At 63.8% G+C, this 18,124-nt stretch carries 21 protein-coding genes; 14 read left to right on the plus strand and 7 right to left on the minus strand.

The window, feature by feature from the left end:
* The first annotated feature begins 5 nt into the window (after positions 1-5).
* Both ACQ4N9_RS01765 and ACQ4N9_RS01770 read left to right on the plus strand, forming a co-directional pair.
* Complete coding sequence (locus ACQ4N9_RS01765; protein ID WP_023632599.1) at positions 6-221, plus strand: dodecin; 216 nt, start codon at positions 6-8, stop codon at positions 219-221.
* A 102-nt stretch (positions 222-323) separates the two neighbouring features.
* Positions 324-545, plus strand: coding sequence for a DUF1161 domain-containing protein (locus tag ACQ4N9_RS01770; RefSeq protein WP_110994097.1), 222 nt, complete (start codon positions 324-326; stop codon positions 543-545).
* 98 nt (positions 546-643) lie between these two features.
* On the opposite strand, the gene ACQ4N9_RS01775 is transcribed toward ACQ4N9_RS01770, so the two are convergent.
* Positions 644-1,648, minus strand: a complete 1,005-nt coding sequence (locus ACQ4N9_RS01775) for an LLM class flavin-dependent oxidoreductase (protein ID WP_390970080.1) — start codon at positions 1,646-1,648, stop codon at positions 644-646.
* A gap of 155 nt (positions 1,649-1,803) precedes the next feature.
* Here ACQ4N9_RS01775 and ACQ4N9_RS01780 point away from each other — a divergent pair, with 155 nt between their 5' ends.
* The gene (locus ACQ4N9_RS01780; protein ID WP_390970078.1) at positions 1,804-2,229 is read left to right on the plus strand and encodes an OsmC family protein; all 426 of its coding nucleotides are present in this window, start codon (positions 1,804-1,806) and stop codon (positions 2,227-2,229) included.
* A 74-nt stretch (positions 2,230-2,303) separates the two neighbouring features.
* Positions 2,304-2,537 (plus strand): DUF1161 domain-containing protein, encoded by a 234-nt coding sequence (locus tag ACQ4N9_RS01785; protein WP_153789030.1) that lies wholly within the window; start codon positions 2,304-2,306, stop codon positions 2,535-2,537.
* 42 nt (positions 2,538-2,579) lie between these two features.
* Here the strand turns inward: ACQ4N9_RS01785 and ACQ4N9_RS01790 are convergent, their stop codons facing one another.
* Positions 2,580-2,993 carry a hypothetical protein gene (locus tag ACQ4N9_RS01790; protein ID WP_125462054.1) on the minus strand — a complete coding sequence of 138 codons (414 nt, stop codon included), beginning with the start codon at positions 2,991-2,993 and terminating at the stop codon, positions 2,580-2,582.
* Positions 2,994-3,048: 55 nt separating this feature from the next.
* Complete coding sequence (locus tag ACQ4N9_RS01795; RefSeq protein WP_390970075.1) at positions 3,049-3,462, minus strand: hypothetical protein; 414 nt, start codon at positions 3,460-3,462, stop codon at positions 3,049-3,051.
* Positions 3,463-3,529: 67 nt separating this feature from the next.
* Between ACQ4N9_RS01795 and ACQ4N9_RS01800 the strand changes: the two genes are divergently transcribed.
* Positions 3,530-4,642 carry an aminopeptidase gene (locus tag ACQ4N9_RS01800; protein WP_390970073.1) on the plus strand — a complete coding sequence of 371 codons (1,113 nt, stop codon included), beginning with the start codon at positions 3,530-3,532 and terminating at the stop codon, positions 4,640-4,642.
* 52 nt (positions 4,643-4,694) lie between these two features.
* Here the strand turns inward: ACQ4N9_RS01800 and ACQ4N9_RS01805 are convergent, their stop codons facing one another.
* Positions 4,695-5,342, minus strand: a complete 648-nt coding sequence (locus ACQ4N9_RS01805) for an HAD family hydrolase (protein ID WP_125857008.1) — start codon at positions 5,340-5,342, stop codon at positions 4,695-4,697.
* Positions 5,343-5,433: 91 nt separating this feature from the next.
* Complete coding sequence (locus tag ACQ4N9_RS01810) at positions 5,434-5,982, minus strand: gamma carbonic anhydrase family protein (protein WP_390970071.1); 549 nt, start codon at positions 5,980-5,982, stop codon at positions 5,434-5,436.
* A gap of 66 nt (positions 5,983-6,048) precedes the next feature.
* Here ACQ4N9_RS01810 and prlC point away from each other — a divergent pair, with 66 nt between their 5' ends.
* The 5 genes from prlC (at position 6,049) to ACQ4N9_RS01835 (ending at position 12,492) form a co-directional block, all read left to right on the plus strand.
* Entirely contained in the window at positions 6,049-8,136 is a 2,088-nt protein-coding gene (gene prlC, locus ACQ4N9_RS01815; RefSeq protein WP_430932063.1) for an oligopeptidase A, read from the plus strand.
* Entirely contained in the window at positions 8,133-8,417 is a 285-nt protein-coding gene (locus ACQ4N9_RS01820) for a YheV family putative zinc ribbon protein (RefSeq protein WP_110994107.1), read from the plus strand. Before prlC ends, ACQ4N9_RS01820 begins: the two co-directional genes overlap by 4 nt.
* A gap of 184 nt (positions 8,418-8,601) precedes the next feature.
* Positions 8,602-9,657, plus strand: coding sequence for a PA0069 family radical SAM protein (locus ACQ4N9_RS01825; RefSeq protein ID WP_430932065.1), 1,056 nt, complete (start codon positions 8,602-8,604; stop codon positions 9,655-9,657).
* Positions 9,658-10,048: 391 nt separating this feature from the next.
* Entirely contained in the window at positions 10,049-10,768 is a 720-nt protein-coding gene (locus tag ACQ4N9_RS01830; RefSeq protein WP_110994110.1) for a carbonic anhydrase, read from the plus strand.
* Between the two features lie 188 nt (positions 10,769-10,956).
* Positions 10,957-12,492: a SulP family inorganic anion transporter gene (locus tag ACQ4N9_RS01835; RefSeq protein ID WP_390970065.1), complete on the plus strand. Its 1,536-nt coding sequence runs from the start codon at positions 10,957-10,959 to the stop codon at positions 12,490-12,492.
* A gap of 51 nt (positions 12,493-12,543) precedes the next feature.
* On the opposite strand, the gene ACQ4N9_RS01840 is transcribed toward ACQ4N9_RS01835, so the two are convergent.
* Positions 12,544-13,185, minus strand: coding sequence for a hypothetical protein (locus ACQ4N9_RS01840; protein ID WP_125462063.1), 642 nt, complete (start codon positions 13,183-13,185; stop codon positions 12,544-12,546).
* 380 nt (positions 13,186-13,565) lie between these two features.
* Between ACQ4N9_RS01840 and coxB the strand changes: the two genes are divergently transcribed.
* From coxB to ACQ4N9_RS01860, 4 genes are read left to right on the plus strand one after another with little or no spacing between them, the layout of a single operon-like run.
* Positions 13,566-14,693, plus strand: a complete 1,128-nt coding sequence (gene coxB / locus ACQ4N9_RS01845) for a cytochrome c oxidase subunit II (RefSeq protein ID WP_390970063.1) — start codon at positions 13,566-13,568, stop codon at positions 14,691-14,693.
* 43 nt (positions 14,694-14,736) lie between these two features.
* The gene (gene ctaD, locus ACQ4N9_RS01850) at positions 14,737-16,326 is read left to right on the plus strand and encodes a cytochrome c oxidase subunit I (RefSeq protein WP_110995001.1); all 1,590 of its coding nucleotides are present in this window, start codon (positions 14,737-14,739) and stop codon (positions 16,324-16,326) included.
* A 10-nt stretch (positions 16,327-16,336) separates the two neighbouring features.
* Positions 16,337-16,894, plus strand: coding sequence for a cytochrome c oxidase assembly protein (locus ACQ4N9_RS01855; RefSeq protein ID WP_110995002.1), 558 nt, complete (start codon positions 16,337-16,339; stop codon positions 16,892-16,894).
* Between the two features lie 16 nt (positions 16,895-16,910).
* A complete protein-coding gene (locus ACQ4N9_RS01860) occupies positions 16,911-17,798 on the plus strand; it encodes a cytochrome c oxidase subunit 3 (protein ID WP_390970061.1) in 888 nt (295 codons plus the stop codon).
* A gap of 106 nt (positions 17,799-17,904) precedes the next feature.
* Here ACQ4N9_RS01860 and ACQ4N9_RS01865 read toward each other — a convergent pair whose 3' ends face one another.
* Positions 17,905-18,108: a twin transmembrane helix small protein gene (locus ACQ4N9_RS01865; protein ID WP_125462066.1), complete on the minus strand. Its 204-nt coding sequence runs from the start codon at positions 18,106-18,108 to the stop codon at positions 17,905-17,907.
* Positions 18,109-18,124 lie beyond the last annotated feature (16 nt).

The raw sequence follows: 18,124 nt of genomic DNA on the forward strand, positions 1-18,124 counted from the left end.
CACTCATGAGCGATCATCACACTTACAAGAAGATCGAGCTGGTCGGGTCCTCGCCCACCAGCATCGAAGAGGCGATCAACAATGCCCTGGCCGAGGCCGGCAAGAGCATCAAGCACCTGGAATGGTTCGAGGTGATCGATACCCGCGGGCATATCCGCGACAACAAGGCCGCGCATTTCCAGGTGACGCTTAAGGTGGGCTTCCGCATCGCCAACAGCTGACCGGCAGCCGGGCTGGCTTTGCCCGGCACGATGCGGTAATAGGTTTGCAGGGCGCACAGGCTGCGCCCTTTTCGACTTTGATCTGTACAAGGAACGCGATAGATGAAGAAGTTGATTGTTGCAGTAGGCCTGATGGTGCTGGCCGGTGGTGCGATGGCGGCGGGCAAGCCGTGCGAAGAGCTCAAGGCCGAGATCGCCGCGAAGCTGGATGCCAAGGGCGTGAAGGGTTATTCGCTGGAGATCGTCAAGAAGGGCGACCCGGCGGGCAAGGTGGTGGGTACCTGTGAGGGTGGCGCCAAAGAGATTGTCTACCGCCGCGGCTGATGCCGTGCGTTTTTCGCGGGTAAACCCGCTCCCACAGCTACTCCACTGTTACCAAAGCCAGTGGATACCTGTGGGAGCGGGTTTACCCGCGAAGCAGTTCATTCGGTCTTGAGGGCCTGCGCCATCAATTCATAGGACCGGATCCGGTCTGCATGTTCATACAGGTCACTGGTAAAGATCAGCTCATCCGCCCCGGTCTGCTCCAGCAGCACCTGCACCTTGGCCCGCACCTTCTGCGGGCTGCCGATCATCGCCAGGCCTAGGAAACTGCTCACCGCGTCGCGCTCGTGGGGCAGCCACACGCCGTTCATGCTCTCGACGGGCGGGCGCTGCATCAGGCTCTGGCCCCGGATCAACGCCAGGATGCGCTGGTACACCGAGGTGGCCAGGTATTCGGCCTTCTCGTCGGTTTCGGCCACCACCATCGGTACCCCGAGCATCACGTAAGGCTTGTCCAGAGTGGTGGAAGGCTTGAAGTGGTCGCGGTAGATACGGATTGCCTCGTGCATGTAGCGCGGCGCGAAGTGCGAGGCGAAGGCGTACGGCATGCCGCGCATGCCGGCCAGCTGGGCGCTGAACAGGCTGGAACCGAGCAGCCACATCGGCACTTCGGTGTCGTGGCCGGGCACGGCGATGACCTTCTGGTCGTCGGTGCGTGGGCCGAGGTAGCGCGACAGCTCCTCGACGTCATCCGGGAAATCGTCGGCGCTGCCGGAGCGCTCACGGCGCAAGGCGCGGGCGGTCATCTGGTCGGAGCCTGGGGCGCGGCCCAGGCCAAGGTCGATGCGGCCCGGGTACAGGCTGGCGAGGGTGCCGAACTGTTCGGCGACCACCAGCGGTGCGTGGTTGGGCAGCATCACCCCGCCAGAGCCGACGCGGATGGTCGAGGTGCCACCGGCCAGGTAGCCGATCAGCACGGCGGTGGCCGAGCTGGCGATGCCATCCATGTTGTGGTGCTCGGCCACCCAGAAGCGGTGATAACCAAAGCGTTCGGCGTGTTGCGCCAGGTCCAGCGAGTTGCGCAGCGCTTGCGCCGGGCCGCCGTCGGCGCGCACGGGCACCAGGTCGAGGGTGGAATACTTCAGGTCTCGCAGGTGCGTCATCGAAAGCCTCCGCAGCAGAGTGGTTGGCCAAAGGCCTTGCAGACTCTGTATGGGCACATTCGAAGGATTCAATGCCTGCCGGAGGATTGATCTGAACTTGGCGTGGGCAGGGGCCTCACAACCATAAGCATCCAACCCTGTGACCAGGAGGCAACATGAAGAAGACAGCATCGGCGATCTGGCAAGGTGGCCTGAGGGATGGCCATGGCCTGTTGTCCACCGAAAGCGGCGCGCTCAAGCAGAACCCCTACGGCTTCAACACCCGCTTCGAGGGTATCCCGGGGACCAACCCCGAAGAGCTGATCGGCGCGGCACATGCCGGGTGTTTCTCCATGGCCCTGTCGATGATGCTGGGCGAGGCTGGCCTGACCCCGGAGCGCATCGACACCTTTGCCGAAGTGAGCCTGGACAAGCAGGCCGACGGTTTCGCAATCACGGCGGTGCACCTGACGCTCAAGGCGAAAGTGCCGGGCGCCAGCGAGGCGCAGTTCCAGGAGATCGCCAACAAGGCCAAGGCCGGTTGCCCGGTGTCCAAGGTGTTGAACGCGGCGATCAGCCTCGATGCGACCTTGCTGACCTAGCCCGGCGCAACGGCGGCGGTTTGCGGTAGTCTAACCAGCACCGGCAGCCCGCCTGCCCTTTTAGGAGTGGTTCCATGATCCGCGTAGCAATTGCCGTGCTGGCCTCCCTGATGGCCACGGGTGCACTGGCCGCAGTCAAGCCGTGCGAGGAACTCAAGGCCGAGATCGAGGCGAAGATCCAGGCGCGCGGGGTGACTTCCTACACGCTGGAGATCGTGCCGAACAGTGAAGTCCATGATCAGAGCATGGTCGTGGGGAGCTGTGAGGGTGGGACCAAGAAGATCATTTATCAGAAGAATGATCGGTAAGCCCTGATGATGCTGGGGCTGCAAAGCAGCCCCGCGTTAGCTTCAGGGAATGCAGAACACATTGCTCGGTTCGTTCACCACCACCTTGCGGTTGGCGTCGTACAGCAGTACCTGCGGCTGCATCACAGGCGCCCGCGCCTCCAGGCGATAACGCTCGCCGGCCTTGAAGTCGTCGTAGCGCACGGTGAGGTAGCAGGTGCGCTCGGTCGGGTCGGTACTGAAGCCGCCGGAATACACCTCGAAGTCGAAGCGCACCACCAGCTCATGCTTGCCCGGCGTCACCTGGAAGTAGCGGCCATCCTCGAGCCGCTTGCCGTCCAGGCGGTCGGCCATGAGGGTACGGCCGGGGGTCACGGTGTACATGTCGATCCAGGCCTTGCCTGGGTCGACTGGCGGCAAGGGGCTGGCGCAAGCCCCCAGTGCGCTGATGGCGAACAGCATCATGGGCTGGCGCATGGCGAAACTCCCGCTCGCGATTCACAGGCCATAAGCATAGCGCCGTTCGCGGCCTTCAGGTGCGCTGGCAGCCTGCCGGTTCGCCTTGGCCGATCAGTTTGCCCTGCTGGTCGTAGAGCTTGACCCATGGGCGCAAACCAATGCTGCCCGCCTGCATCTGGTAGCGCTGGCCGGCATTGAAGTCCTTGAAGGTGAGGTTGAGCTGGCAATCGCGCCACAGCGGCTCGTCGACCGGGCCGATATTGCTCGGCGCCACGGGGAACTGGTAGCGCACGGTCAGCTCGTGATTGCCGGGCTGCACCTCGAAATAGCGGTTGTCGGCCCAGGCGCGTTCATCCACCTGCACGGCATGCAGCGAGGTGTTGTCGTGCGGGGCCAGGTCGATCCAGGCCTGGTTCGGGTCCGGGTCGGGCAAGGTGGCACAACCGGACAGCAGCATGAGTGTGCCCACGGCAAACCGAGTACGCATGGCGAAGCTCCCCCTTGGCAAGATAGTCTTGGTCGCATTCGGCCGACGAGCGAGATAGACAGCCTCGATGTTTGGACTTTTTCTTTTCACGCGCTGCAGCCGTCGGGGTCTGGACCGCGTTTTCACCCGCTTGGTTCCCGCTGCGCTCGGCGTCCTGCTGAGCGGTTGTTCCAGCCTGGGTTACTACGGCCAGTTGGCCGAAGGGCAATGGCAGCTGTTGCGGGCGCGCCAGCCCGTGGCGCAGGTGATCGACGACCCGGCCACTCGCCCGGAGCTGCGCCAGCGCCTGCAGTTCGCCCAGCAGGCCCGGGTGTTTGCCAGTGAGCAGCTGAAACTGCCGGACAACGGCAGTTACCGGGTGTATGCCGAGCTGGGCCGGCCCTACGTGGTGTGGAATGTGTTCGCCACCCCCGAGCTGTCGCTGCAGCCAGTCACCCATTGCTTCCCTGTCGCCGGCTGTGTGGCCTATCGCGGCTATTACCAGCAGGGTGCGGCCCGCGGGGCGGCGGCGTTGATGCGCGAGCAAGGGCTGGATGTCTATGTCGGGGGTGTGGAAGCGTATTCGACGCTGGGCTGGTTCGACGACCCGATCCTTTCCAGCATGGTCGGTTGGGGCGGCGAGCGCCTGGCCACGGTGATCTTCCATGAGCTGGCGCACCAGCGCTTCTATGTGCAGGACGATACCGAGTTCAACGAGTCGTTCGCCTCCTTCGTCGAGCAGGAAGGCACCCGGCAATGGCGCGCGGCGCGTGGGCTGGCAGCGGTCGAGGAGCGTGGCGCCGGGCAGCGCGATGCCTTCATTCGCCTGGTACTGGCCAGCCGCGAGCGCTTGCAGGCGATCTATGCCGGGCCGCTGGATGAAGCGGGCAAGCGAGTGGCCAAGCAGGCGGAGTTCGAGCGATTGCGGCGCGAGTACCGTGAGGTGCGGGATCGGGACTGGGCCGGGGATCGGCGCTTCGATGCCTGGATCTTTGCGCCGATGAACAATGCGAAGTTGTTGCCGTTTGGTCTTTATGACCAGTTGGTTCCGGCGTTTTCGCAGCTGTTCAAGGAAGTTGGTGGGGATTGGCTGGTTTTCTATCAGCGAGTTGAGGCGTTGGGGCGATTGCCGATTGAGCAGCGCAAATTGGCGTTGGCAAAGCTGGCCTCATCGCGGGGCAAGCCCGCTCCCACGGATTAGATCGTGGGAGCGGCGGTGCGCCGATGCGACTTGCCCCGCGAGGAGGTTTGAATCAGCGCACGAACGCCTGGTGCATCTCGGCCAGGGTCTCGAAATGGAACGCCGGCGCTTCGGCTTCCAGTTCCTCGCGGCTACCAAAGCCATACCCCACCGCCACTGCCTGCAAACCATTGCTGCGCGCGCCGATCAGGTCGTGCTTGCGGTCACCGATCATCAAGGTCTGCGCCGGGTCCAGCCCTTCCTCGTCCAACAGGTGACGGATCAGCTCGACCTTGTTGGTCCGGGTGCCATCCAGCTCGCTGCCGTAGATCACCTTGAAGTGCCGGTCGAAGGCGAAGTGGCGGGCGATCTCGCGGGCGAACTCCCACGGCTTGGAGGTGGCGATATACAGCGTACGGCCTTGGTCGTTGAGCGCCTGCAGCAGCTCCGGCACACCGTCGAACACCAGGTTTTCGTACAACCCGGTCACCTTGAAGCGCTCGCGGTAGAAGTTCACCGCGTCCCAGGCCTTGGCTTCGTCGAAGTGGTAGAACTGCATGAACGCCTGCAGCAGGGGCGGGCCAATGAAGTGTTCGAGGCGGGCAAGGTCCGGCTCGTCGATGCCCAGTTTGGCCAGGGCGTACTGGATCGAGCGGGTGATGCCCAGGCGCGGGTCGGTCAGGGTGCCGTCGAGGTCGAAGAGGATGTTCTGCTGGTGCATGTAGTGGGTTCCGCTCGAATTCTGGGTCGACTGCTTCGCGGGTAAACCCGCTCCCACAGGCTCTGTGGGAGCGGGTTTACCCGCGAAGGATTCATTCCGGTTGGTCGTAGCCTTCGGCCAGGTGCTGGTCCTTGAGCTTGACGTAGTTGCCGGCGCTGTAGGCGAAGAACGCGTGTTCCTGTTCGCTCAGCAGCCTTACCTGTTTCACTGGGCTGCCCATGTACAGGTACCCGCTGGCCAGGCGCTTGCCCGGGGGCACCAGGCTGCCGGCACCGATGATCACCTCGTCCTCGACGATGGCGCCATCCATGAGGGTGCTGCCCATGCCCACCAGGATGCGGTTGCCCAGGGTACAGCCATGCAGCATGACTTTGTGACCGATGGTCACCTCGTCGCCGATGATCAACGGGAAACCATCCGGGTTGAAGGGCCCGGCGTGGGTGATGTGCAACACGCTGCCATCCTGCACGCTGGTGCGCGCGCCGATGCGGATGCGGTGCATGTCGCCGCGCACCACCGTCAGTGGCCAGATCGAGCTGTCGTCACCGATCTCGACGTCGCCGATGACCACCGCCGAACGGTCGACGAAGGCCCGTGCTCCCACTTTCGGCGTGTGTTCCTGGAAGGTCCGGAGGGCCATGATAGTGTTCCTCTGCAATGCCGATAGGCAGGCTGCCTGCTGCGGTCGGCGTCGATTGTAATTAAGATGGTCCCGTGTTTCTCCTGCCAAGGTACCCGAACCGTGAGTGCGAACAACCCGCTGCTGCAGTCCCACGATCTGCCGCCCTTCTCGGCCATCCGCGCCGAGCATGTGCTGCCGGCGATCGAGCAGATCCTTGCCGACAACCGCAAGGCCATCGCCGACATCCTTAAGACGCAGGGCAACAACCCGAGCTGGGCCGGCCTGGTGCTGGCCATGGACGAACTGAACGATCGCCTTAGCGCGGCCTGGAGCCCGGTCAGCCACCTCAACGCGGTGTGCAACAGCCAGGAACTGCGCGAGGCCTACGAGTCCTGCCTGCCGGCCCTGAGCGCCTATTCCACCGAACTGGGCCAGAACCGCGCCCTGTTCGACGCCTATCAGGCCCTGGCCAACAGCCCTGAGGCTGCGAGCTTCGATGTGGCGCAGAAAACCATCATCGAGCACGCCCTGCGCGATTTCCGCCTGTCGGGCATCGACCTGCCGGCCGACCAGCAGCAGCGCTACGCCGAAGTGCAGAGCACGCTCAGCGAGCTGGGCAGCCGCTTCTCCAACCAGCTGCTCGATGCCACCCAGGCCTGGACCAAGCACGTCACCGACGAAGCCGCGCTGGCCGGCCTGACCGACTCGGCCAAGGCGCAGATGGCTGCCGCCGCCCAGGCCAAAGGCCTCGATGGCTGGCTGATCACCCTCGAATTCCCCAGCTACTACGCGGTGATGACCTACGCCAGCGACCGCGCCCTGCGCGAAGAGCTGTACGCCGCCTACTGCACCCGCGCCTCCGACCAGGGCCCGAATGCCGGCCAGTTCGACAACGGCCCGGTGATGGAGCAGATCCTCGATCTGCGCCAGGAGTTGGCCAAGCTGCTGGGCTACCCGAACTTCGCCGAGCTGAGCCTGGCCACCAAGATGGCCGAGTCCAGCGACCAGGTGCTGGGCTTCCTGCGTGACCTGGCCAAGCGTTCCAAGCCGTTCGCCGCCCAGGACCTGGAGCAGCTCAAGGCCTACGCCGCCGAGCAAGGCACACCGGAACTGGCCAGCTGGGATGCCGGTTATTTCGGCGAGAAGCTGCGCGAGCAGCGCTACAGCGTGTCCCAGGAAGCCCTGCGCGCCTACTTCCCGATCGACAAGGTGCTGACCGGCCTGTTCGCCATCGTCCAGCGCCTGTACGGCATCGAAATCGCCGAGCTCAAAGGCTTCGACGCCTGGCACCCGGATGTGCGCCTGTTCGAGATCAAGGAAAACGGCCAGCACGTCGGCCGCTTCTTCTTCGACCTCTACGCCCGCGCCAACAAGCGTGGCGGTGCCTGGATGGACGGCGCCCGCGACCGTCGCCGCACCGCGGCCGGCAGCCTGCAGAGCCCGGTGGCCAACCTGGTGTGCAACTTCACCCCGGCCGCGCCCGGCAAGCCTGCGCTGCTGACCCACGATGAAGTCACCACGCTGTTCCACGAGTTCGGCCACGGCCTGCACCACCTGCTGACCCGCATCGAGCATGCCGGTGTGTCCGGCATCAACGGCGTGGCCTGGGACGCGGTGGAGCTGCCGAGCCAGTTCATGGAGAACTGGTGCTGGGAGCCGCAAGGCCTGGCGCTGATCTCTGGCCATTACGAAACCGGCGAGCCACTGCCCCAGGACCTGCTGGACAAGATGCTGGCGGCGAAGAACTTCCAGTCCGGCATGATGATGGTGCGCCAGCTGGAGTTCTCGCTGTTCGACTTCGAACTGCACGCCACCCACGGTGACGGCCGCAGCGTGCTGCAGGTGCTCGAAGGCGTGCGCGACGAAGTCACGGTGATGCGCCCGCCAGCGTACAACCGCTTCCCCAACAGCTTCGCGCACATTTTCGCCGGCGGTTATGCGGCGGGCTACTACAGCTACAAGTGGGCCGAAGTGCTGTCGGCCGACGCCTTCTCGCGCTTTGAAGAAGAAGGCGTGCTCAATGCCGAGACCGGCCGCGCGTTCCGCGAGGCGATCCTGGCGCGGGGCGGTTCCTGCGAGCCGATGGTGCTGTTCGTCGACTTCCGTGGCCGTGAGCCTTCCATCAATGCATTGCTGCGCCACTGCGGCCTGAGCGAGGACGCAGCGGCATGAGTGAGGTAGCCGTGAGCAAGACCAAGCGACGCTTTATCGCCGGGGCCGTGTGCCCGGCGTGCAGCGAGATGGACAAGCTGATGATGTGGAGCGAAGACGACGTGCCGCACCGCGAGTGCATGGCCTGCGGGTTCACCGATACCTTGAATGAGCAGGGGCTGTCGGTGCCCAAGGAACTGGGCACCCGGGTCAACCAGCTGGCGCCGAAGGCAGCGCCGGTGAAAGTACAGGTGCAGACGGTGCAGTTCTTCCCCAATCCGAAGCTGAAAAAGCCCGAGTGAGGTCGGGGTCGCTTCGCGACCCATCGCTGGCAAGCCAGCTCCCACAGGAGGCAGCGATACCCTGTGGGAGCTGGCTTGCCAGCGATGGGCTGCGCAGCAGCCCTTTGCAATCCGCCTGACGGCACTGGTGCTCAAGGAAAACCCGGATTACTGTATGCGCATACAGTAATTCGGGTTTTTCATCATGAAGCCAACCCCCCTGCGTGGCCGTGGCACCACCAGCAACCCCCACAACCGCTTCGCCCCAAGTATTTCGGTGGCCGAGGACGACGGCTGGTACCAGGAAGTCCCGCTCACCCAGGGCACCGAGGTGCGGATCGAACTGGCCAAGACCATCATCGCCCGCAACACCTCCCCCGACCTGCCCTTCGACCGCTCCATCAACCCTTACCGCGGCTGCGAACACGGCTGCATCTACTGCTACGCCCGCCCCAGCCACGCCTACTGGGACCTCTCCCCCGGCCTGGACTTCGAAACCAAGCTGATCGCCAAGACCAATGCCGCCGAGGTGCTCGAACAGCAACTGAGCAAACCGGGCTACGTCTGCGCGCCGATCAACCTGGGCTCCAACACCGACCCCTACCAGCCCATCGAACGCGAGCAGCAACTCACACGGCGGCTGCTGGAGGTGCTGCTGCGCTACCGCCACCCGGTGACCATCGTCACCAAAGGCTCGCTGGTGCTGCGTGACCTCGACCTGCTGAGCGAACTGGCCAGCCAGCGCCTGGCCCGCGTGATGATCAGCCTCACCACCCTCGACGATGAGCTCAAGCGCACGCTGGAGCCCCGTGCCGCCGCGCCGAAAGCGCGTTTGCGCGCGATTCGGGTGTTGCGCGAGGCTGGAGTGCCGGTGGGCGTGCTGTGTTCGCCGATGATCCCGATGATCAACGACAGTGAGCTGGAGCGCCTGCTGGAGGCGGCAAAGGAAGCCGGCGCCCAGAGCGCGGCGTACATGATGCTGCGCCTGCCGCTGGAGGTGGCGCCGCTGTTCGAGCAGTGGTTGCGCGATCACTACCCGCATCGCGCCGATCATGTGCTGAGCCTGATCCGCCAGAGCCGGGGTGGCGCGCTGTACGACAGCCGGTTTGGCGCGCGAATGCATGGTGAAGGGGTGTTCGCCGAACTGCTGGCGCAACGGTTCCGCAAGGCGGCCAGGCGCCTGGGGTTCGAGGGGCGGGGGGAGCTGGCGCTGGATTGCAGCGCTTTCTGCCCTCCTGGCGGGCAGATGGCATTGTTCTGAATGCATCTGTGGGAGCGGCTTTAGCCGCGAACACCGGCGTAGCCGGTGCCATTCACCGCGTCGCCTGCTTCGCGGCTGAAGCCGCTCCCACAAGGTATGCGTCATGCCCTGCAAAGCTACCCCCAGCGTCGCTAATGCTAGGCATCAAAATCAGTACAGGGTATTGGCATCTGATGCTTTTTTGCTATTATCCAAATCCCGCCTAAAACCTCTGGAACGCCCGTTCTAGAGCTGTCCAAATTAAGTTTCAGTTAAGTTTTCTCCGCTAGCGTAGGCCCTCAGTCCACCCCGACTGTGATCTATTGTCTGTGCGCGTCATCTAATCCCCGCATAGCCATAATCTTTCCCCGGTAACATGGAACTTACCTTCAAACCGTCAAGAGGATGAATCATGCCCGTCAAGGACCCATCCAAGGTTGTCCCGGCCGCACCCGCCGAAAGCGCCGATGCCGCCCTCAAGCATATCGTCGACGGCTTCCTGCGGTTCCACACCGAGGTCTTCCCCGAGCAGCAAGAGCTGTTCAAGAAGCTGGCCACCGCGCAGAAACCCCGCGCCATGTTCATTACCTGCGCCGACTCGCGCATCGTCCCCGAGCTGATCACCCAGAGTTCGCCTGGCGACCTGTTCGTCACCCGTAACGTCGGCAACGTGGTGCCGCCGTATGGCCAGATGAACGGTGGTGTTTCCAGCGCCATCGAATACGCGGTGCTGGCGTTGGGCGTGCACCACATCATCATCTGTGGCCACTCTGACTGCGGTGCCATGCGTGCGGTGCTCAACCCGCGTTCGCTGGACAAGATGCCGACGGTTTCCGCCTGGCTGCGTCACGCCGAAGTGGCGCGTACCGTGATCGAGGACAACTGCTCCTGTGGCAGCGAGCACGAAAGCATGCAGCTGCTGACCAAGGAAAACGTCATCGCCCAGCTGCATCACCTGCGCACTCACCCTTCGGTCGCCTCGCGCCTGGCGGCTGGCCAGCTGCACATCCATGGCTGGATCTACGACATCGAAACCAGCCAGATCGAAGCCTACGACGCTGCCAGCGACCGCTTCCTGCCGCTGACCGCGGGCGATTCGATCCCTTCCGCTACTCCGAGAGGCCGCTACTAAGCGACCCGACCACGCTGAACAAACCTTGATAGCCGGCTGCACCCCACGGGTGCGGCGCGGCCTTCGCCTGCCTTGAATTTCCCCGAACGCCTTGCCGGCAAACCCGCTGGCGGCCTGCGCCTGCGCGCGATTCGGGGTTCCCAGTGCTCGCGGCCAGAGGAATGGCCGTGAATCGATAAAGGAGCGTCATGGTGAACAAGACACAGATCAAAGCGGCATTGCCGCGTGAGTTGCTGGCCTCGGTGGTGGTGTTCCTGGTGGCCCTGCCGCTGTGCATGGGCATTGCCATCGCCTCTGGCTTGCCGCCGTCCAAGGGCCTGATCACCGGGATCATCGGCGGCATCGTGGTTGGCTTCATCGCCGGCTCACCGCTGCAGGTCAGCGGGCCCGCCGCCGGCCTGGCGGTGCTGGTGTTCGAGTTGGTGCGCCAGCACGGCGTGGCCATGCTTGGGCCGATCCTGCTGCTGGCCGGCCTGCTGCAGCTGCTGGCCGGGCGTTTGCGCCTGGGCTGCTGGTTCCGCGTTACGGCGCCGGCGGTGGTGTACGGCATGCTCGCCGGTATCGGCGTGCTGATTGTGCTGTCCCAGGTGCATGTGATGTTCGACGCCCCGCCACAGCCGTCGGGTGTGGATAACTTGCTGGGCTTCCCGGCCACGCTGGCTGCGGCGCTGCCGCTGGAAAGCGCAGGCAATGGCTGGCAGGCCGGCGCGCTGGGCCTGGGCACCATCGCCGTCATGTGGGGCTGGGACCGCTTGCGCCCACAACGCCTGCGCTTCATTCCCGGCGCATTGCTGGGGGTGGCGGCGATGACCGCCATCAGCCTGTGGCTGGCGCTGCCGGTCAACCGGGTGCAGGTGCCGGCGGACCTGTCCGAAGCCATCGACTGGTTGCGCCCGGACGACCTGCTCAAGCTGGCCGACCCTACCCTGCTGGTGGCGGCCTTCGCCCTGGCCTTCATCGCCAGTGCCGAAACGCTGTTGTCGGCAGCAGCGGTGGACCGCATGCACAGTGGCCAGCGCTCGGACTTCGACCGTGAACTGTCGGCGCAAGGGGTCGGCAACATGCTTTGCGGTGTGCTCGGTGCGCTGCCGATGACCGGGGTGATAGTGCGCAGTTCGGCCAACGTGCAGGCCGGCGCGCAAACCCGCGCTTCGGCGATCCTGCATGGGCTGTGGTTGCTGGCATTCGTTGTCGCCTTGAGCAGCGTGCTGCAGCAGATCCCGGTGGCCAGCCTGGCGGGCGTGCTGGTGTACACCGGCGTGAAGCTGGTGGATTTCAAGGCGTTCCGAGGGTTGAGCCGTTATGGGCGGATGCCGATGTTCACGTATGCCGCGACGGCACTGGCGATCGTTTTCACCGACCTGCTCACCGGTGTGCTGCTGGGCTTTGCGCTCACCCTGCTGAAGCTGGCGCTGAAGGCGGCGCGGCTGAAGATCAACCTGGTGGCACTGGCCAAGCCGGGGCACATGGAGCTGCGCCTGAGCGGGGCGGCGACCTTTCTCAAGGTGCCGGCGCTGACCCAGGTGCTGGGCACGGTGCCGGAAGGGACCACGCTGCATGTGCCGTTGGGCAACCTGAGCTACATCGACCATTCCTGCCTGGAACTGCTGGAAGATTGGGGACGCAGCAGTGCGGCCAAGGGGACGCGGCTGGTGCTGGAGCAGCGGCGGTTGAAGCGGCGGGTCGAGGGGAGATTGCGGACTACGGCTGGAGTCGGGGTTTAGACTTTCAGATTGCTGGGGCCGCAAAGCGGCCCCGGCGATATTGAATCGAACTCAGGCCGACTGGCCCAGCTCCACACCCAGCTGGCGCGACAGGCACGGCCAGCGTTTCCATGCCTCCCCGGTCTCAGGGCTCGACAGCTTGTCGCGATAGCGCTCCACCGATTCCACGGCAAAGCTCTCATCGTTGAGCATTTCATCCACCGAGTGGTGCACCACCTCATCCAGCTGATTGGCAAACGTCTCGCCAATCAGTTGATGGGCGATCACGTTGGCCACCGTGGTATCCACCGGAATCAGCGGCTGCTGGAAATGGCGGATATACAGGTCGTTGACCTCCTCCACCAGGCGATGCGCCAGGTAGGCCTCGTCCAGCAGGCAGTCGAGGCCGACATGCCCGGCCATCACGCTGGGTGGCTGCAGGAAGTAGGCTTCGGCGATTTTCAGCACCGGTTTGATCTGCGACTCGATGCCGGCCTCGCGGGCCACGCTGTGCGCGGCCTCGAGCAGCTCCGGCACTTCGTTGATATAGGCGCCGACGAAGCGCGCCAGGGTACCCTGGGCATCCTGCTCGGGTAGTTGGATCGAAGGATGCAAGTGCGGCAATTGCTGCTCGAGACGGGTTTTCAGCTGGCCTGTGCGGCTCTCATGTTGATGGGCATTTTCAATCTGCTCGCGTACAGCAGCGATGTTCATGACAACTCCAGGGACAAGGCGTTACAAACGGAAGACACTAAGTTAGCTCGCTTACGAGATTGGCTAAGACGTATTTGTTATATCACTGAGGCACGTGTAGGAAATTGGCTATATCAATATGCCATCATTGTGCCCCAACCCAGCATCCATGCGGCTTTCAGCGCAAACGTTTGGTTTTGAGAAAGTCATTTGATGCTGTTCATTGCGCGCCATTGGTCGCTGTCTATACTCCCGATGAAACGTGATTCGTTGATGAGGCCCGACTGCCTTTAGCAGGGGGCTCGGTCGTCGAAGTCAGCAGTCTTGGCCGCCGTACCCTTCTTTGTCGTAGCAGGTCGTCCACGCCTCCGGGACTACAAGAACGATAAGGGGAACCCGCAATGATGCGACATCCACATGTCTGGATGGGCCTCCTGCTGTGGTCGGTGTTGGGTCAGGCACAGGCTGCATGGACCGTGAACATGGCGCCCGGGGCGACGGAGGTCTCCCACGCCGTCTTCGACCTGCACATGACCATCTTCTGGATCTGCGTGATCATCGGCATCGTGGTGTTCGGCGCGATGTTCTGGTCGATGGTCATCCACCGCCGCTCCACCGGCCAGCAGCCTGCGCATTTCCACGAACACACCTGGGTGGAAATCCTCTGGACGGTCGTTCCCTTCCTTATCCTGGTGGCCATGGCCATCCCGGCCACCAAGACCTTGATCGACATCTACGACGCCACCGACTCGGACATCGATATCCAGGTCACCGGCTACCAGTGGAAGTGGCACTACAAGTACCTGGGCCAGGACGTCGAGTTCTTCAGCAACCTGGCCACCCCTGCCGACCAGATCCACAACAAGGCGCCCAAGGACGAGCACTACCTGCTCGAAGTCGACCAGCCGCTGGTGCTGCCGGTGGGTGCCAAGGTGCGTTTCCTGGTGACTGCCGCCGATGTCATCCACTCCTGGTGGGTGCCGGCCTTCGCGGTCAAGCGCGACGCCATCCCCGGGTTCGTCAACGAGGCCTGGACGCGGATCGAGAAGCCCGGCATCTACCGCGGCCAGTGCACCGAACTGTGCGGCAAGGACCACGGCTTCATGCCGGTGGTGGTCGAGGTGAAATCCAAGGCCGACTACGACACTTGGCTCGGTGAGCGCAAGGCCGAGGCGGCCAAGCTCAAGGAGCTGACCAGCAAGGAATGGACCCTCGAAGAGCTGGTGGCGCGCGGCGACAAGGTCTACCACACCACCTGCGTGGCCTGTCACCAGGCCGAGGGCCAGGGCTTGCCGCCGATGTTCCCGGCGCTCAAAGGCTCGAAGATCGCCACTGGGCCGAAGGAAGGCCACCTGAGCCTGGTCTTCCACGGCAAGCCCGGCACCGCCATGGCGGCGTTCGGCAAGCAACTCTCGGAAGTCGATATCGCCGCCGTGGTCACCTACGAGCGCAACGCCTGGGGCAACAACAAGGGCGACATGGTCACGCCGAAGGACGTGCTGGCGCTCAAGCAGGCCGAAGCGCAATGAGCCGGGTTACCCGCGGCAGTCAGTGGATTGCAGGAGACAGGACATGAGTGCAGTGATCGACGACCACGCCCACGGCCATGACCACGCCCACGGCCCGGCCAAGGGCCTGATGCGCTGGGTGCTGACCACCAACCACAAGGACATCGGCACGATGTACCTGTGGTTCGCCTTCACCATGTTCCTGCTCGGCGGCTCGTTCGCCATGGTGATCCGCGCCGAGCTGTTCCAGCCGGGCCTGCAGATCGTCGAGCCGGCCTTCTTCAACCAGATGACCACCATGCACGGGCTGATCATGGTGTTCGGCGCGGTGATGCCGGCCTTCGTGGGCCTGGCCAACTGGATGATCCCGCTGATGATCGGCGCGCCCGACATGGCCCTGCCGCGGATGAACAACTTCAGTTTCTGGCTGCTGCCGGCGGCCTTCCTGCTGCTGGTATCGACCCTGTTCAGCCCCGGCGGCGGGCCGAATTTCGGCTGGACCTTCTACGCCCCGCTTTCAACCACCTACGCCCCGGCCAGCGTGACCTTCTTCATTTTCGCCATCCACCTGATGGGCATCAGCTCGATCATGGGCGCGATCAACGTGATCGCCACCATCCTCAACCTGCGTGCCCCCGGCATGACCCTGATGAAGATGCCTCTGTTCGTCTGGACCTGGCTGATCACCGCCTTCCTGCTGATCGCGGTGATGCCGGTGCTGGCCGGCGTGGTAACCATGATGCTGATGGACATCCATTTCGGCACCAGCTTCTTCAGTGCTGCCGGTGGCGGCGACCCGGTGCTGTTCCAGCACGTGTTCTGGTTCTTCGGCCACCCCGAGGTGTACATCATGATCCTGCCGGCGTTCGGCGCGGTCAGCTCGATCATCCCGGCGTTCTCGCGCAAGCCGCTGTTCGGCTACACCTCGATGGTCTACGCCACCGGGGCGATCGCCTTTCTGTCGTTCATCGTCTGGGCCCACCACATGTTCGTGGTCGGCATCCCGGTGGTCGGCGAGCTGTTCTTCATGTACGCGACCATGCTGATCGCCGTGCCCACCGGGGTGAAGGTGTTCAACTGGGTCAGCACCATGTGGGAAGGCTCGCTGACCTTCGAGACGCCGATGCTGTTCGCCATCGCCTTCGTCATCCTGTTCACCATCGGCGGGTTCTCCGGGCTGATGCTGGCCATCGCACCGGCGGACTTCCAGTACCACGACACCTACTTCGTGGTGGCGCACTTCCACTACGTGCTGGTGCCCGGGGCGATCTTCGGGATCTTTGCCTCGGCCTATTACTGGCTGCCGAAGTGGACCGGGCACATGTACGACGAGACCTTGGGCAAGTTGCACTTCTGGCTGTCGTTCATCGGCATGAACATGGCCTTCTTCCCCATGCATTTCGTCGGCCTGGCCGGCATGCCCCGGCGGATCCCCGACTACAACCTGCAGTTCGCCGACTTCAACATGGTCTCGTCGATCGGCGCGTTCATGTTCGGCGCCACGCAGATCTTCTTCCTGTTCATCGTCATCAAGTGCATCCGTGGCGGCGCGCCGGCGCCGGCCAAACCGTGGGACGGTGCCGAGGGGCTGGAGTGGTCGATACCGTCGCCGGCGCCCTACCACACCTTCCAGACTCCGCCGGAAGTGAAGTAGGAGCGCGCCCATGGACGGCCTGTCGCTGCGCCGCCTGGTTACCCGCCTGGTCATGCTGACCGTGGTGATGTTCGCCTTCGGCTTTGCCCTGGTGCCGATCTATGACGTGATGTGCAAGGCCTTCGGCATCAACGGCAAGACCGGCGGGCAGTACGAGGGCAGCCAGGTCAGCGACCCGACGCGCTCGGTGCGGGTGCAGTTCATGTCGACCAACGCTGGCGACATGAGCTGGGAGTTCCACTCCAGCGCCGACCAGATCGAGGTCAACCCAGGGGCGGTGAACCAGATGATCTTCATTGCCCGTAACCCGACCAAGCACCCGATGAGCGCCCAGGCCATCCCCAGCATCACCCCGGCCGAGGCGGCGGCGTACTTCCACAAGACCGAATGCTTCTGCTTCACCCAGCAGGTGCTGCAGCCTGGCGAGCGCATCGAGATGCCGGTGCGTTTCATCGTCGACCGCGACCTGCCAGATTCGGTGAAACACCTGACCCTGGCCTACACCTTGTTCGACATCACCGCTCGCCACCCCCCGGTCGCCCAAGCCGCGACCGAGGGCGCCCGTTGAGGGAAGGAGATACGTCATGGCAAGCCACGAGCACTACTACGTACCGGCGCAGAGCAAGTGGCCGATAATCGCCACGATCGGCATGTTCATCACGGTGTTCGGCCTGGGCACCTGGTTCAACGACCTGAAGGCCGGCCACCCGGAGTCCCACGGGCCGCTGATCTTCTTCGTCGGTGCGTTGTTCCTGGCGTACATGCTGTTCGGCTGGTTCGGCGCGGTGGTCAAGGAGAGCCATGCCGGGTTGTACAGCGCGCAGATGGACCGCTCGTTCCGCTGGGGCATGAGCTGGTTCATCTTTTCCGAGGTGATGTTCTTCATGGCCTTCTTCGGCGCGCTGTTCTACGTGCGCGTGCTGGCCGGGCCGTGGCTGGGCGGCGAAGGGGCCAAGGGCGTGGCGCACATGCTCTGGCCCAGCTTCGAGTTCGCCTGGCCGCTGCTGCACACGCCAGACCCGAAACTGTTCCCGCCGCCCAAAGAGGTCATCGACCCGTGGCACCTGCCGTTGATCAACACCATCCTGCTGGTGAGCTCCAGCATCACCATCACCATTGCCCACCATGCCCTGCGCCGCGATCACCGTGGACCGCTGAAATTCTGGATGGCGCTGACCATTCTCCTGGGCATCAGCTTTATCACGTTGCAGGCCTACGAGTACCACGAGGCCTATACCAAGCTGGGGCTGACGCTGGGATCGGGGATCTATGGCGCGACGTTCTTCATGCTGACCGGCTTCCACGGTGCGCACGTGACCTTGGGCACGATCATCCTGATCGTGATGTTCGTGCGTATTTTGCGCGGGCACTTCAATCCGGAGAAACACTTCGGCTTCGAGGCGGCCAGCTGGTACTGGCACTTCGTCGATGTGGTCTGGGTGGGGTTGTTCATCTTTGTGTATGTGCTTTAGGGCAAGCGACACATGACCCTGTGGGAGCGGGTTTACCCGCGAATGCGATGGTGGATTTGACACCGTATTCGCGGGTAAACCCGCTCCCACAGGGATCCAGGTGATTTCAAAAAGGCGCGTGTGACACCAACTGCCCGCTGATCAAGCCCCAGGCCACCAGCCCGATGGTCAGGGCCGCCAGGGTGACACGCACGGTGAGGGCTTTGAGCAGCCGGGTCGACTGGTCGTCGTCCTTGACCAGGAACACCAGGCCACTGAACAGGCTGGCGACGGTGGCCAGCAGCATCAGGACTATCGCGGCCTTGAGCATGACGAGACTCCGGGGG

This window comes from Pseudomonas sp. ES1, assembly GCF_050586605.1.
Lineage (GTDB): Bacteria > Pseudomonadota > Gammaproteobacteria > Pseudomonadales > Pseudomonadaceae > Aquipseudomonas > Aquipseudomonas sichuanensis.